Annotated in this window: 11 protein-coding genes; all 11 read left to right on the top strand. The window is 66.1% G+C overall.

The window, feature by feature from the left end; translation table 11 throughout:
- Positions 1-23 precede the first annotated feature (23 nt).
- The 11 genes from BM125_RS02315 (at position 24) to BM125_RS02265 (ending at position 15,483) form a co-directional block, all read left to right on the top strand.
- Positions 24-1,397 carry a glycosyltransferase family 39 protein gene (locus BM125_RS02315; protein WP_092404465.1) on the top strand — a complete coding sequence of 458 codons (1,374 nt, stop codon included), beginning with the start codon at positions 24-26 and terminating at the stop codon, positions 1,395-1,397.
- Positions 1,398-1,468: 71 nt separating this feature from the next.
- Positions 1,469-2,230 (top strand): ABC transporter permease, encoded by a 762-nt coding sequence (locus tag BM125_RS02310; RefSeq protein WP_175497872.1) that lies wholly within the window; start codon positions 1,469-1,471, stop codon positions 2,228-2,230.
- Entirely contained in the window at positions 2,230-2,937 is a 708-nt protein-coding gene (locus BM125_RS02305; RefSeq protein WP_092404461.1) for an ABC transporter ATP-binding protein, read from the top strand. The genes BM125_RS02310 and BM125_RS02305 overlap by 1 nt, the downstream gene beginning before the upstream one ends.
- Positions 2,934-3,209 carry a hypothetical protein gene (locus BM125_RS02300; protein WP_092404459.1) on the top strand — a complete coding sequence of 92 codons (276 nt, stop codon included), beginning with the start codon at positions 2,934-2,936 and terminating at the stop codon, positions 3,207-3,209. Before BM125_RS02305 ends, BM125_RS02300 begins: the two co-directional genes overlap by 4 nt.
- Before the next feature lie 511 nt (positions 3,210-3,720).
- Complete coding sequence (locus BM125_RS02295) at positions 3,721-6,336, top strand: glycosyltransferase (RefSeq protein ID WP_175497871.1); 2,616 nt, start codon at positions 3,721-3,723, stop codon at positions 6,334-6,336.
- A gap of 206 nt (positions 6,337-6,542) precedes the next feature.
- A complete protein-coding gene (locus tag BM125_RS02290) occupies positions 6,543-8,003 on the top strand; it encodes a glycosyltransferase family 2 protein (RefSeq protein ID WP_175497870.1) in 1,461 nt (486 codons plus the stop codon).
- Positions 8,000-9,046: a GDP-mannose 4,6-dehydratase gene (locus BM125_RS02285; protein ID WP_092404453.1), complete on the top strand. Its 1,047-nt coding sequence runs from the start codon at positions 8,000-8,002 to the stop codon at positions 9,044-9,046. The genes BM125_RS02290 and BM125_RS02285 overlap by 4 nt, the downstream gene beginning before the upstream one ends.
- Entirely contained in the window at positions 9,046-10,194 is a 1,149-nt protein-coding gene (locus BM125_RS02280) for a glycosyltransferase family 4 protein (RefSeq protein ID WP_092404451.1), read from the top strand. Before BM125_RS02285 ends, BM125_RS02280 begins: the two co-directional genes overlap by 1 nt.
- 326 nt (positions 10,195-10,520) lie before the next feature.
- Complete coding sequence (locus tag BM125_RS02275; protein ID WP_092404449.1) at positions 10,521-11,984, top strand: PAS domain S-box protein; 1,464 nt, start codon at positions 10,521-10,523, stop codon at positions 11,982-11,984.
- On the top strand, positions 11,981-12,361 hold the full coding sequence (locus BM125_RS02270; protein ID WP_092404447.1) for a response regulator: 381 nt from the start codon (positions 11,981-11,983) through the stop codon (positions 12,359-12,361). The genes BM125_RS02275 and BM125_RS02270 overlap by 4 nt, the downstream gene beginning before the upstream one ends.
- A complete protein-coding gene (locus BM125_RS02265) occupies positions 12,358-15,483 on the top strand; it encodes a GGDEF/EAL domain-containing response regulator (RefSeq protein WP_092404445.1) in 3,126 nt (1,041 codons plus the stop codon). The genes BM125_RS02270 and BM125_RS02265 overlap by 4 nt, the downstream gene beginning before the upstream one ends.
- Positions 15,484-15,770: the final 287 nt, after the last annotated feature.

Raw genomic sequence — 15,770 nt, 5'->3', positions numbered from 1 at the left:
CGCTGCCCGCCGTGCCTGAGCCGATGAATCCCCTGCAGCGGACCGGCCCGGAACCGGTCCGGCGGGCCTGGCTGGTTGCGGCATTCCTGGCCTGGGCCTTGCTCAACATCGGCCTGCTCTGGATCTATTACTCGCCGGCGACCAAGGTCCTGGTCGGCGACGAGTTCGACTACAACCAGCGCGCGCTGGCCCTGCTCGCCGGCAAGCCGATGCCGGAGCTCTTCATCTGGCCGCCTGGGCAAGCCTGGTTCATCGCCTTCGTCTACCGCCTGTTCGGTGCGCACGTGCTGGCCGTGCAGGGGGTCCAGATCGCTGTGCTGGCGCTGTGCGCGCTCTTGCTCGTGCGGCTCTGGAAGACGCTCGACGAGGGCCGTGCCGCGTTTGCTGCCGGCGCCCTGTTCCTGCTCAATCCGAGCACGCTCGCGCATGCGCAGTGGCTGTGGCCCGAGGTCACGCATCTGGCCTGCCTGCTCGGCGCGCTGGCATTGCTGCTGACCGCGCATGGGCGGCCGCACCTGCGCGCGTTCGTGGCCGGAGTGCTGATCGGTCTGGCCCTGCTTTTCAAGAGCCTGCTCGGCGGTTTCTGGCCCGTCTTCCTGCTGTTCTTCCTGCGCCGCAGTGAGCGCGGGCCTTCGTTTGCGTGGATGGCGGCGCTGGCCTTCGTCGCCGGCATGCTGCTGTCGATCTCACCGGCTCTTTGGAAAGGCGTGGTCGAAACCGGGCGACCGCTGATCGCCGACAGCTCCGTATACAACCTCGAGGTCGGCATCCGCGACATCAGCCGCAGCGACTACATCGACGAGGCCGGCCTGCCTGCCCTGACCGCTTTCCTCGAAAGCGCATCGACCCCGCAGCAACGCAATGCCATGGCGCTCGACCGGATCCGATCCGTGGTCGCCGAGCGCGGCCTGGCCAGCATCGTGGCCGAGCAGCTCGGCACCCAGTATTTCCGTCTGTTCAATGCCAAGACCCTGCTCGTCTCGCAATTGCCCGGCCCGGCCTGCGCGGGCCACCTCGGCGCCTACGCCGCGAACAGCCTGGCGGCGCCGTTGACCGTATTGGCCTACCTGACCCATTCCGCCACGCTCGTCCTCGGCGCCTTCGGCATCGTCCTGTGGCGACGCTGGCGGCGGCCGCTGGCGGCGTTCCTCGGACTCTTCCTGCTCTACCAGTTGCTCCTGTACGCCGGCCTTCACGTCATGCAGCGCTACCTGTTCCAGATGCTGCCGGTGCTGTGCGGGTTTGCCGGCAGCTTCCTCGTCGCTGCTGTGGACCGCGAGCGCAGGTCCGAGGTGCTCGCCCAGAGCCGATGGCGCATCGCCCTGGGTGCCGCCCTGGCCATGGTCCTGCTCGGCCTGGCCTGGCTCGGGCCGATCCTCGACGGCAATTGCGCCTGACGGCGGGTGCGGAGCGTCCATGCCCGCCTCCCGATCCGGTATCCTGCCTGCCTTCGCCTCCATCGTCCGTCATGCCCCAGCACCTTTTCGAACTGATTCTTTTCAGCACCTATGCCGAGTTGCGCGCAGAGCGTTCGCGAAGCTATCTGGGCCTGATCTGGTGGATCGCCGAGCCGGCCATGATGATGGCCGCGTTCTGGCTGGTCTTCGATGTGATCCTGAAGACCGGCGGTCCCGGCTATCTGCCCTTCCTTCTGGTCGGCCTGACCGTCTGGCAGTGGATGAAGTCCTGCATCACCCACGGCGGCCATGCGATCTGGACCAATCTCGGCCTGATCCGCCAGGCGCGCCTGCCCGTGCTGGTATTTCCATTCGTGCAGATGCTCGCCGACACGATCAAGTTCCTGTTCATTTTTGCCTTGCTGCTGGTGATCCTCTGGGTCATCGGATATCCGCCGAGCCTGAGCTACCTGGCCCTGCCGATCGTGTTTGCCGTGACCCTGCTGTTCGCCGCCGGGGTCGGCTTCCTGGTCGCCGCCGTCGTGCCCCTGATTCCGGACCTGCGCTTCGTCATCGAACAGGTGCTGACCGTGGTCATGTTCCTGTCCGGCGTCGTCTTCGCCCTCGATTCGGTGCCCTCGCCGCTGCGCGAGGTGATCGCACTGAATCCGGTCGCGACCCTGCTCGACGCCACCCGCGGCATCCTGATGCATGCGCAGTGGCCGGACTGGCCGGCCCTGCTCAAGGTCTGCATCATTTCCGCGATCGTCTTCGCGATCGGCATTGGCGTGGTCAGGCAGCTGGCCCCGCGCTATCCGAAACTGGCCGTCTGATGAGCGCACCGCTGATCGAACTCGAGCATGTCGGTGTCGCCTTCAGCGCGCAGCGGCGCGTTGGCAGCGGCAAGTTCTGGGCGCTGGAGGACGTCAGCCTGAGCCTGCGCCAGGGCGAACGGCTTGGCGTGATCGGCCGTAACGGTGCCGGCAAGAGCACCCTGCTGCGGGTGCTCGCGGGGATTCTTCGCCCGGACCGCGGCCAGATGCGCCGCGACCGCGTGTCGTGCCAGTTGCTGTCACTGGCGCTCGGATTCACGCCCTACCTTTCCGGGCGCGACAACGCGATCCTTTCTGGCCTGATGATCGGCCTGCGCCAGCGCGAGATCATCGCCCGCCTGCCGGCAATCAAGGAGTTCTCCGAACTCGGCGATTTCTTCGAACAACCGATCGCCAGCTATTCGTCGGGCATGGTCATGCGCCTCGGATTTTCGGTGGCGATCCAGGCAGAACCCGATGTCCTGCTGATCGATGAAGTGCTCGCCGTGGGCGATGCGGAATTCCAGGAAAAGTCCGGCGCCGCCTTGCGCGAACGCATGCGCCAGGGGCATACCGTGGTCCTGGTCAGCCACGATGAGACCCAGGTCAGCGCCCTGTGCGACCGCCTGCTCTGGGTCGAGCATGGTCGCAGCGTGCGTGAAGGCCCGCGCGACGAGGTGTTTGCGGCCTACCATGACGAGCTCGTGCACCCGGAGGGTGGCGCATGAACCGCGAGGAAGTGCGCCGACTGCGGAACCTGGCGCACCGTCTCGGCAGTACGCCGCGTCGCCTGCTGATTGCCGCGGCGCAGGCCATCGACGACGGGAACGATACGCCGCAGGCGATCCTGCGCTCCATCCGCTGCAGCGCAAGGCAGCCGAGCGTACAGACCTATGACTGTGCCAACCTGCTGCTGACGCCGGTATCGAGCTACGCGCGTGACACGCTTGGCACGGCCCTCGGCGCGCTCTGGCAGACGTCCGCGCCGGCACAGGACTAGGAAGGCCCTGAACCGGTGGCACAGAGGTCACGACACCTGCCCGCGTGCAGATCGCGGCGCGCCGGCGCAGACAGACGCGCCGCCTTTCAGGTCGTCGCAACAAGGGGCTGCGTGCAGGCAGGCATCGCCCAGGCGATGCATTCAATGGTGGAAAAAGGGTGGCATCACGGGTTCAGAGTCTCCCTGGCCCGGATTATTCGTGAATTCGCGCGATGATCGCGCAGGACCCTGGGTTCAGGCGGTATTTCGCGAGTGATGGGATAGCGGGCCCTATCGCCGAATGAGCGAAAAGCCGCGTGGATTCAAGGGACAAGCGAGGGCGCGTGAAATTCATGAATAATCCGGGCGAGTGTCGTGTTCCGCAAATGGCAAGCGTATGTCGCGCCGCGGATTCGGTCCCGGCACAAGGCGCGAGGAGGAGGCATAGTGGGACCATGGTGACGTCGAGCAACGCCGGGCCGGAGTCGAAGACCCAGCGAGAGTTGTGCGCTATTTGCGGGACTCGGCACTAGTGCGCGGGGCTAGCCTGATCGTGCTGGCATGGAACCAGTGGGCTCTGACCCGACGCTGCCTGGATTCGCTGCTGGCCTGCCGGCTCGAGCAGGCCGAAGTCATCGTGGTGGACAATGGCTCGGAAGACCAGACGCCGGCGGGCCTCGAGGAATACGGCGCGCGCGTTCGGGCCATCCGCCTGCCGGAAAACCTCGGCTTCGTGCGCGGCATGAATGCGGGAATCGCCGCGGCACGCGAGGACAACGACGTCGTCCTGCTCAACAACGACCTCGTCTTCGAGCAGGTCGACTGGCTCGATCGCCTGCGCGATACCGCCTACGCCGCAGCCGACCACGGCATCGTCGGCTGCCGCATGCGCGGCCCCAGTCCGGACAACCTGCTGTTCCATCTCGGCGGCTTCATCGAGCCGGAATTGCTCTGGGGTCAGCAGACCGAATCGGGACAACAGGAATCGGATGTCGGTCAATTCCCGCGCGACCGCAGGGTGCAAAGCATTGCCTTCGCGCTGGCCTATATTCGTCGCGATTGCCTTGATCGCATCGGCCTGCTCGACGAACGTTTCCACAGCTACTTCGAAGACACCGACTACTGCCTGCGCGCCGCCGATGCCGGCATCGCCACCGTCGTCGCCGGCGCGGTCACGGTCTGCCACGACCAGCACGGTTCGACCCGCGAGGATGGCGGCTTTCGCGAACGCCTTTGGAAACAGAGCCGCGCCAGTTTCGCCGCACGCTGGCAACAGCGTCTGATCGAAGAGTACCGTGGCACGGTGCTCTGGCAAGGCCTGAGCCGTCTCCCGCATGCCTACGGCCAATTGACCCGCAGCCTGCTCTGGCGCCTCGATGCGCGCTCGCTGCGCATGGCCTATTCGCCGGTCGCGCCGGAGCTGCTCGATGGCAACGACTTCCGGCTTGAACTGGCCGCGCGGCGTATGCTGCCGGCCTTGCCCGAGGTCGCCCTGGTCTGCGCGCCGGCACGGATGCAGACAACGGCACGCGGGCGCTTCCGCCTGTCGTTGGCGTTTTCGGAATGGGCGCGGCCGGACAAGGCCTGGATCGAACAGTGCAACCGGTTCGACCTGTTGCTGGTGCCGGATCCGTTCCAGGCGAATGCCTTCCGCGAAGCGGGCGCCCGTGTACCGATCGAAGTGCTGCCGCTCGGCATCGATCGCGAATACTGCCACCCGGACGTTCCGACCCAACGCAATCCTGACGGGAAGTTCGTTTTCCTCAGCGTGGTCGAGATGCTCGGGCGCGATGCCCCCGAACGTGTGGTCGACGCATTCCGGCGCAGTTTCGATGCCGGCGACCCGGTCGAACTGATCATCTACATTTGCCCCGGCAACGACGAAAGCGCCCTGCGCGAGGAGCTAGAGCCGCTGGCCGCCATCGACAACGCCGCGCGCGTGCGCATCCTGGCCGGCTGGGGTTTTCCGGCCTACGAGCGCGCCCAGTTGCTGGTTGCCGCGGATGCCTATGTCAGCGCCCGGCGCGGCGCCGGCTGGGATCCGGTCGTGCGCGAGGCGATCGGCTGCGGCAGGGTCGTCATCGCACCGGCCTATGGCAGCCAGAAGGACTTGATCGACGAATGGGGCCACGCCGTCGAGGTACGCGAGGAAGTCGCCGACCCCGACCAGCCCGATTGCCTGTGGGCGCAGCCGGATTCCGCATCGCTGGAATGGCGCCTGCGCGATGTGTACAACCGACGAGCCGATCTGGTCGCCGAAGCGGCAGCCCGGGCGGCGCCGTTTGCCGAAGCCAACAACCTCGACGCCAGTGCCGATCGACTGGTCGAGCTGCTTGCCTCCGGCGGCACGCTGAAACCCGCTGCCGCGAAGTCGCCCAGGCACCGCCCGGTCGACCTGCGCCGGCCTGCAACAGGCCAGATCGTCGTTCTCGGCATGCACCGCTCCGGCACCTCGAGCGTGGCCGGCCTGCTCAAGTTGATGGGCGCGTGGCCAGGCGCCGAGGAGTTGCTTCTGCGCGGGCCGGACAATCCGCGCGGCCATTTTGAACATGGCGGGCTGCACATGGCCTGCGTGCGCCGCCTCCAGTCCGCCGGCGGAGACTGGAAAGCGCCACCGCGCACGGCGCCTGCCGAGGCCGTCGATGCGTTCCGTCGTGAGCTCGCACCCGTGCTCGAAGCGCTCGAGCCGCATCGTCCCTGGTTCGTCAAGGAACCGCGGCTGTGCCTGCTGGCGCGCGAGATGCTGCCTCTGCTGACGCGCCCGGTCTTCATCCTCGTGGTTCGCGATCCGCATGAGGTGGCCGCTTCGCTGCAACGCCGCGACGCGATGTCGGCGGCCTCGGCACTGGCCTTGTGGGAGCACTACACGCGCGAGGCGTTCGCCGCCAGCGAGGGTTGGGCGCGGGTCCTTGTGGATTATCGCGAACTGTGCGATCAGCCCGCGGCGACCACCGGCCGCCTGTTCGATGCGCTCGTCGCGATGGGCATCGAGGGCCTTCGACTGCCCGCCGAAGACGACATCCGGGAGTGGATCGAACCGTCGCATGCACCGCCCGACCTCGACGAGGCCCTGACCGAATCGCAGCGTGCCCTGCTGGCTGCCATCGAAAACCGAAGCATTCTAGGCAGCAACCTTGTCTACGCATGAGCGCGCAGGTTGCCGGGTCGGTCCCCGTCGTCGGCAGGTAATGCCCGTCCGCGCTTGCAATGCGGACCGCCACGCGGCGTAATCGCGCGTCCCTGACGATGCCGCAACTCTCCTCCATGCCGATGTCCCCGAACCGCCAACCGTCTGCCTTGACCTGGGACGGGCAGACGCTGTGCCTAACTCCGGCTGGGGTCGGCCCTTGCGCCGTGACGATCGACGGCAGCCGATTCTGCGAGATCGAAGCCAGCGCCGATGGCGTGGCGCAACTTCGCCTGCCCTTCTCGCCGTCCGGCAACCGCGTGCTCGACGTTCGTGTCGAGCAGGATCGGGTGGAAGCGGCAATCGAACCGGTTGTTGCCAGCATCGAGATCGGCGTGCCCGGCCTGCAGCCGGCGCTGCACCTGCCGCCGATGCTGGGCGCGCTGGCCAGTGCCGAGCGACCCGTCCCCGTCGAACTCGAACCGATGCAACGCGAAGTCGCGGTGATCGTGCCGGTCTACAACGCAGCCGAAGGGGTCGCACGCTGCCTCGATTCGGTGCTGGCGCACACCACCGGGCCATGTCGCCTCATCGTCATCGACGACGCCAGTACCGACCCTGGCATCTCTCCGTTGCTGGAACGCTATCGCGGCATCGCCGGCGTCGACATCCTCGCCAACGAGAGGAATCTCGGCTTCACGGCCACGGTGAATCGCGGCATCCGGCATGCCGGGGCCGCCGACGTGGTCCTGCTCAACGCCGATACCGAGGTGGCCGCCCACTGGCTGACCGGACTGCGCCGCGCCGCTTGCTGCGCCGCCGACGTGGCCACCGCAACCGCGGTATCGGACAATGCCGGCGCGTTTTCGGTGCCCGAGCTCGAGCGCGAGAATCCGATTCCTCCGCCATGGACCTTCGAGCAGACCGCGCGCGCGCTCTGGCAATCGGCAGGTCACGCCTATCCGCAATTGCCGACCGGCAACGGCTTCTGCATGTACGTCCGTCGCGAAGTCCTCGATGCAGTCGGCCTGTTCGACGTCGAGGCGTTTCCGGAAGGCTACGGCGAGGAAAACGACTTCTGCCAGCGCGCCAGCGCGCGCGGCTATCGGCATCTGGTCGCCGGCAATGTGTTCGTCGCGCATGCACGCAGCCAGAGTTTCGGCATCGAGCGCCGCGAGCGACTCGGCCGCGCTGGCATGCAGGTCCTGCGCGAACGCTGGCCGAACTACGAGACAGAGGTCGGCGCCATGCTGTTCTCGTTCGAGCGCCGCGTCCTCGACTGGCGCGTGCGACGCATCCATGCCCTGGCGCCGCTGCTGCAGCCGCTGCCGCGTGTGCTGCATCTGCTCGCAGGGCAGAATCCGCCGCCGCTGCCCGGTTACGATAGCTGGATGATCACGATGCACAATCAGGAATGGGTGCTGCACGGAGCCCGGGCGGAGCTGGTCGAATCGGCCCCAGCCGGACCCCTGGCGTCGCGCCATGTTTCGGAGTGGTTGCAGCGATACGGCTTCGAGTGGGTTGCCTTCGGCGAGCGGATTGAAGCGGGTGCGATGAAGCTGCTCGGTGCGCAGGCCCGGCGCCTCGGCGTTCCGGTGCTCGACCTCGCCGCGGGTCCTCAACCCGGGCCCGGCGTAGCCGCAGCCGGCATCAATCCGCTGCGCAGTTTCAAGGGCGAGCGGCCGTGAAGCGCCGATATCAGCGCGCCCTGGTCACTGGCGTCGGCGGACAGGATGGCGCCTGGCTGGCCGCGCAGCTGCTCGCCGAAGGCGTGGAAGTCATCGGCACTCACCGCCCTTCGAGCGCGGCCGGCAACTGGCGACTCGATGAACTCGGCATCGCCGGCCACTCCCGCCTGCATTTGCGCACGCTCGAACTGGCCGATCCCGCCGCCTGTCGGACACTGGTTGCCGAAGTGTCGCCGCAGGCGATCTTCCACCTGGCCGGACAATCGCGCGTGGCCGACTCGTTCCGCGATCCGCTCGGCAGCGTCCATGCCAACGGCATCGGTACACTGAACCTGCTCGAAGCCATGCGGCGCGACGCCCCCGACGCGCACTTCGTGCTCGCCTCGAGCGCCGAGATCTTCGGCAGTCCGCAGCACGCACCGCAGGATGAAAACACGCCGACCCGTGCGACCTCGCCGTATGGCCTGTCGAAACTGCTGGCGCACGCGGCCATGGCCAGCTGGCGTGCCAGCTTCGGACTCGCCGCCAGCAGCGCGATCCTGTTCAATCACGAATCCGAATTGCGCGATGCGGCATTCGTGACACGCAAGATCACCCAGGGCGTGGCGCGCATCGCGCTCGGAATCGACCAGCAGATCCTGCTCGGCAACCTCGACGCGCGCCGCGATTTCGGCTACGCCCCGGAGTACGTCTCGGCGCTGGCCGGCATGGCCGACAACGACCACGGCGACGACTTTGTCCTCGCGACGGGCCAGGCCGCCAGCGTGCGCGAATTCGCCACGCTCGCCTTTGCCTCGGCCGGGATCGCCCTCGATTGGAGCGGCTCCGGCATCGATGAAGTCGCCACCGACCGCGCCGACGGCACGCCGCGCATCCGCATCGATCCGCTCCTGATGCGTCCGGTCGACGCGCCCCTGCTGGTCGGCGATGCGGCCAAGGCCCGGGCCCGTCTCGGTTTCTCGCCGCAGGTCGGATTGGCCGAGCTGACCCGGCGCATGGTCGAGGCCGATGTCGAGCGCGAACGGGCCGGAATGAACGCCTGATGCGCGTGATCTTCAACGTCGACGCGATCAGCGCGCCGCTGACCGGCATCGGTCGCTACGCACTGGAACTCGCGCAAGGCCTAGCCCGGCATGCGTCGGTCGAAGAATTGCGCCTGTATTCCGCGGTGCGCTGGGTCGACGACCCGGCCGACGCGCTACGCTCGAACCGCCTGTTCGCCAGCCTGCGCCAGAACCTGCCATTCAAGACACGCGCCCTCGAGGCCTACTCCCGGGTGCGCAACACGTTGTTCCGCGCGCACACGCGAAAGCTGCACGGCTTCCTGCTGCACACGCCGAACTACATCCTGATGCCGTTCGACGGACCGGCCGTGACCACGGTGCATGACCTCTCGGCGTTCAACTATCCGGACACCCATCCACCCGAGCGCGTGCGCTTCCTCGAGCGCCATCTACCAGGCACCCTGGAGCGGGCCGATCGGGTGATCACGGATTCGGAATTCATTGCCGCCGAGATACACGCCAAGCTCGGCGTACCGCGGGAAAAGCTGCGCGTCATCGCATTGGGCGTCGATCCGAGGTATCGGCCGCACGACGAACACGAGCTGGCCGAGGCCATGGCGCGCCACGGTCTGAGCCACGGCGCCTACCTGCTCGTCGTCGCCACCCAGGAGCCGCGCAAGAACCTGGTCCGCCTTGCCCGGGCCTATGCCGCGCTGCCGGCACCGCTGCGCAAGCGCCACCCTCTCGTCATCGTCGGCGCCCGGGGCTGGCTCAGCGCGGATCTGGAGAAGGCGCTGGCACCCCTCGAGTCCAGCGGTGCGGCACGCAGGCTCGGCTACGTCAGCGAAGCCGACCTGCCGCTGATCTATGCCGGCGCGCATGCATTCGCGTTTCCGTCGCTCTACGAAGGATTCGGGCTGCCGGTGCTCGAGGCCCTTGCCAGCGGTATTCCGGTGCTGACCTCGAATGTCTCCTCGCTGCCCGAGATCTGTGCCGACATCGCCTTGTGCGTGGACCCGTTCGACCCGGCCGCCTTGCGCGACGGACTCGAGCGCCTGCTCGAGGACGAGGTATGGCGTCGCGCAAATGCCGTCCGTGGCGTGGAGCACGCCGCGGCATTTCCGTGGTCACGCTGTGTCGACGAAACCGTGGCGGTTTACCGAGAACTGGTTCGACCAGGACACTGAGTGCCAGCATCCGGCACCGGACAATGGCGAGCGTGCCCAACCGCGGCGCCCTCTCGGGGATTCCTGAATGCAATTCAGCACTTGGCGCCGCCGAGGATGAATGCGCGGGCCAATGCGACTATGCTTGATCCGGAGCGAAACCGGATCGTCGATCCACCCATGGCGGGTCATGGCAGAGACGCGATACGCTTCGCGGGCGAGGGGGTAACAAGTGCGGAAGGCTGGCCCGGGATGGGCTGTCGCCGGATGCCGACGGACACGCGGAGCTGAACCGGGTCGTTTCTGTACGGGAGCTCCACAGCAGTCGCCGACGAGGGACGGATTCGATGTCGGAAGTGATCGACGAACGCCTGCGAGCCCTGCTCGAGGCCATGCCCGATGCGATCATCGTGGTTGGCCCCGACGGACGTATCGTGCTGGCCAATTCGCAGGCCGAGATCCTCTTCCGCTACGAACCGCGCGCCCTGATTGGCTGCCCGGTCGAGCAATTGCTGCCGGATCGCTTTCGTGACGTGCATGGCGGCCATCGCGAACGGTTCTTTTCGCATCCGCGGACGCGCGCGATGGGGGCCGAGCTCGACCTGCATGGCCGATGCCGCGACGGTGACGAGTTTCCGGTCGAGATCAGCCTGAGCCCGATTCACATTGGCGACTCGACCCTGGTCATCAGCGCGGTGCGCGACGTCAGCGCGCGACGCCGCGAAAAGGAGAAATTTCGCGACCTGCTCGAGTCGGCGCCCGATGCCATGGTGATCGTCGACAACCGTGGGCGGATCGTCCTGGCCAATTCCCAGGCCGTCCGCCTGTTCGGCTGGCAGCGCGAAGAACTGCTCGGCAATTCCATCGAGATGCTCGTTCCGGAGCGGTTTCGCGCCCAGCATCCGGAGCATCGCGCCGGCTTTTTCGGTCAACCGCGGGCCCGCAACATGGGGACCGGCCTCGAATTGCACGGACTGCGCCGCGACGGCAGCGAGTTCCCGGTCGAAATCAGCCTGAGTCCCCTGCAGACCGAGAACGGTCTGCTCGTCTCGAGCGCGATCCGCGATGTCAGCGAGCGCAAGCAGGTCGAAGCGTCCCTGCATCAGGCCAATCGCCTCAAGAGCCAGTTTCTCGCCAACATGTCGCATGAACTGCGCACGCCATTGAACGGCATCATCGGCTTTTCCCAGCTGCTGATCGATGGCAAGGTGGGCAGTCTCGAGCCGAAGCAGCGCGAATTCATCGGTGACATCCTCGACAGCGGACGCCACTTGTTGCGCCTGGTCAACGACCTGCTCGACCTGTCCAAGATCGAGGCCGGCAAGATGGAGATCCATGCCGAGGTTTTCGACCTCGGCAGCGACATCCCGGAAGTCTGCGCGGTGCTCTCGCCGCTGATCCAGGAGAAGCGCATCGTACTCGGGATCGAAGTCGCCGCCGGGCTGGCCGAGGCCAGGCTGGACCGGCACAAGTTCAAGCAGATCCTGCTGAACCTGCTGAGCAATGCGGTCAAGTTCACCGAGCCGCTCGGCCAGGTCCGCGTCGTTGCCGACCGCGATGCCACGGGCGCCCTCGTGCTTCAGGTTTCCGATACCGGCATCGGCATCGAGCCCGGCGACATCGAGCGCCTGTTCGTCGAGTTCCAGCGCGTCGAGCGCGATACCGCACGGCGATCACAAGGCACCGGGCTCGGCCTGGCCCTGACCCGCAAGCTGGTCGAGATCCAGGGTGGCTCGATCGATCTCGATAGCACCGTCAATGTCGGCACGACCGTCACCGTGCGACTGCCGCTCGCGGGGCCTGCCTCATGAGCCAGCGCATCCTCATCGTCGACGACAATCCGGTCAACCTGAAACTCGCGCGCAGCGTCCTCGAGATCGAGGGCTACGAGGTGGATGCCGCCGTCGACGCGGAAGATGCCCTGGACTATCTCGCGACGCGCAGTCCCGACCTCATCCTCATGGATATCGCCTTGCCTGGCATGGACGGACTCACCTTGACCCGCAAGCTCAAGGCGGATCCGCGCTGGCGAGGGATACCGGTCATTGCATTGACGGCATTCGCTATGCTCGCCGACGAACGCCAGGCACTCGATGCCGGTTGCGACGGCTACATCACCAAACCGATCGATACGCGCCAATTGCCGTTGACCGTCAGCGCCCATCTGCGCGAGGGGCCGAATCGATGAAGCTGCTGATCGTCGATGACTACCCGGCCAACCTGCGCCTGCTGCGAGCCCAGCTCGAGGCCGAAGGGCATGCCGTGGTCGAGGCCCCCGATGGCGTCGAAGCGCTGGCTGCGCTCAATGGCGACAACGATTTCGACGGCATCGTCTCGGACATCCTGATGCCGCGCATGGACGGCTACCGCCTGTGCATGGAGGTGCGCCGGAGCCAGAAGCACGCGCGTCTGCCATTCCTGCTCTACACGAGCACCTACAATTCACCCGCGGACCGCGAGCTCGCCCTCGCCGCCGGCGCCGATGCCTACATCGCCAAGCCGGCACCGATCGAAACCCTGCTCGAGGCGATCCACAGGGCCTCTGCAGAGGACCGCCAGCCGCTCGCACCGGGCACCGCCGAAGAACTGCAGACACCGGTGCTGAGGCAGTACAGCGAGACCCTGGTGCGCAAGCTCGAGGACAAGAGTGCCGAGCTGGAGCGTGCCTACGAAGGCCTGACCCAGACCGAGGCGCGGCTGTCGGGCATGGTCGAGTCGGCGCTCGACGCCATCATCGCGGTCAACGACCAGCAGAGGATCGTCCTGTTCAACCGGGCCGCCGAAGGTATGTTCGACTGCCCGCGCAGCGAAGCACTCGGCGCGTCCCTGTCCACCTTCATACCCCAGCGCTTCCGCCAGCAGCACGAACGGGACGTCGAGAACTTCTCCAGTCCGTCGGGTCAGGCCCGGCCGATGTCGATTCCGGCACGCATGGTCTGGGGCGTGCGTCGGGATGGAACCGAGTTTCCGATCGAGGCATCGGTTTCCCGCCTCAATACCTCCCAGGGGCGGCTTTTCGTCGCCTTCGTCCGCGACATCACCCAACGCTACCGGGCCGAACAGGAGCTGGCGCGCAGCCAGGCCGGGCTGCGCCACGCCCAGCAGCTGGCCAAGCTGGCGCATTTCGTTTCACTGGCTGACGGCCGCTTCGAAAGCTGGTCGGAAACCCTGCCCGACCTGATCGGCTCCGCTGCGGACCAGGTACCGGCCAACTGGCGGCAATGGCTGACCCGGGTTCATCCGGACGACCGCGATGCTTTCAACGAACAGGCCGACCGCGCCTTCGAGCAGCACGAACGCGCGGAGTTCGCCTATCGTCTGCGGCGCGGCGAGGATTGGGTGCATCTGAGGCATGTCGTGGTTCCCTCGAATCATTGGAGCCAGCGACGCGATCAGCCGGGCGGCTGGTTCCACACGCTGCAGGACGTCAGCGAACAGAAGAAGACCGAGCTCGGCATGCGTAGCCTCAACCGCGTGCTCTCGGTGCTCAGCGCCATCAATGCGCTGATCGTGCATACGCGCGACCGGGACGAACTGCTACGGGGCGTCTGCCGCATCGCGGTCGAGGCGGGGCAATTCCCGCGCGCCTGGATCGGCCTGCTCGACCATGCAGGTGACGGACTCGGGCTCATGGTCAGCGCCGGCGCCTCGCCCGATTATGAAGACACCTTGCGACAAAAGCTGAACGAAGATTCCGACTTGCGCAAGATCGTGGAATCGCTGTCGACCGGCAAACCGCATCCGATCATCATCAACGACCTGGCCCGGGATCCCCGCGCGATTCGCGAATCGATAGACGCGGGTTCCCGCTCGCTGGCCATGCTGCCACTGACGATCGAGGGCAAGGGAGTCGGCGCCCTGATGCTTTACGCTGAGATGCCCGATTTTTTCGACAGCAACGAGATGGAACTGCTGAACCAGCTCGCTGCGGATATCTCATTCGCCCTCGAACACCTGCAAAAATCCGAGCAGATCCGCTATCTGGCCCAATACGACAGCCTGACCGGCTTGCCGAATCGGCAGCATTTCCTCGATATCCTCTCGCACCAGATGTACCGCCACGCCAGCAGCGACAACCTGCTCGCCGTCGTCTTCGCGGATCTGGAGCGGCTTCGGCACGTCAATGAAACACTGGGGCGGCATGGCGGCGATGAACTCCTGATCCAGGCCGGAGAACGGCTCGCGCGGGCGAATACCTCGGTAGCCCGGATCAGTGTCGACATCTTCGCACTGACCCTGACCGACAAGGCCTCGGTCGCCGAGGTGGCCCGGTCCCTGGAAGAACTGAAGTTCCGTTGGCTCGGCGTGCCCTTCAGCATCTTCGGAGAAGAGCTGCGAATCGGCTGCAGGATCGGCATCGCGATTTTTCCGAGCGATGGCGACGATGCCGAGACGCTGCTGCGCAATGCCGAAGCCGCGCTGCGTCGAACGAAGTCGAGCTCCGAGCGCATCGTCTTCTACTCGCCGGAACTGAATGCCCGCGCAGCACAGGCGCTGAGCTTCGAAAGCCGCCTTCGCCGCGCCATCAAGGCCGATGAATTCCTGCTTCATTACCAGCCCAAGGTCGATCTCGGCAACGGCCAGATCTGCGGCGTCGAGGCATTGATCCGTTGGCAGGATCCGGAACGCGGCCTGATCGCCCCGGGCGAGTTCATTCCGGTACTGGAAGAGTGCGGGCTGATCGGCGAGGTCGGCGAATGGGCGCTGCGCAGGGCGCTGATCGACCAGGGTCGCTGGCGTGAAACGAATGCCAATGCCCCCAAGGTTGCGGTGAATGTCTCGTCGCTGCAGTTGCGCAAGACCGACTTCGCGGAGCTGGTCTGCTCGCTCTCGGAATCATTCGATCTCAGCAATCTGGAACTGGAGGTCACTGAGTCCTTGCTGATGGAAGAGCTCGAGTCATCGGTGCAGACCTTGCGCAAGATCCGCGATAAGGGCGTGACCGTCGCGGTCGATGATTTCGGCACCGGCTATTCCTCGTTGGCCTACATTGCCAAGTTGCCGATCACGGCATTGAAGATCGACCGATCGTTCATCATGGAAATGAACATTGGGCCGCAAGGCCTCGCGATCGTGTCCGCGATCATCGCGCTCGCCCACTCCCTCAACCTGAAGGTCATCGCCGAAGGCGTCGAAACCGAGGAGCAATCCCGGCTGCTGCATCTGTTGCGTTGCGATGAGGCCCAAGGATACCTGTTCAGCCGGCCGCTACCGGCGGATGAGATGGCCGAGCTTCTGGCGACCAAGGCGAAACTTCCTGTTGGAAACGCGTCGAGTGGCAAGGGGCAGAGCATGCACCGCGGCGCATAGGATTGGCTGACGCCTTCGTATCCGGGTTCGGGTGCAGCATCGGTACGGAGTCGGGGCGGAGGCCGATGGAGCGGATCAAGCCCTTCTTGTCGTGGCATCCGACCCCTGGTTGCCGTTTGCCATGCGTGTGGCGAAAGCACCGGCCTTGACCGCCGTCACGCCGGGGGTAAAGCCCATGCCTGAATCGCGCCATGCACGGCAAGAATCCGCGCATGGCAACAGTCCGGATATGCCCTCCTCCGAGAAACCGGATGGCTTCGGGGCAGCGCGCCGGACTCCGGAATACG

The organism is Dokdonella immobilis (assembly GCF_900115085.1).
GTDB classification, from domain to species: domain Bacteria; phylum Pseudomonadota; class Gammaproteobacteria; order Xanthomonadales; family Rhodanobacteraceae; genus Dokdonella; species Dokdonella immobilis.
This window is presented reverse-complemented; position numbering and strand designations above follow the sequence as displayed.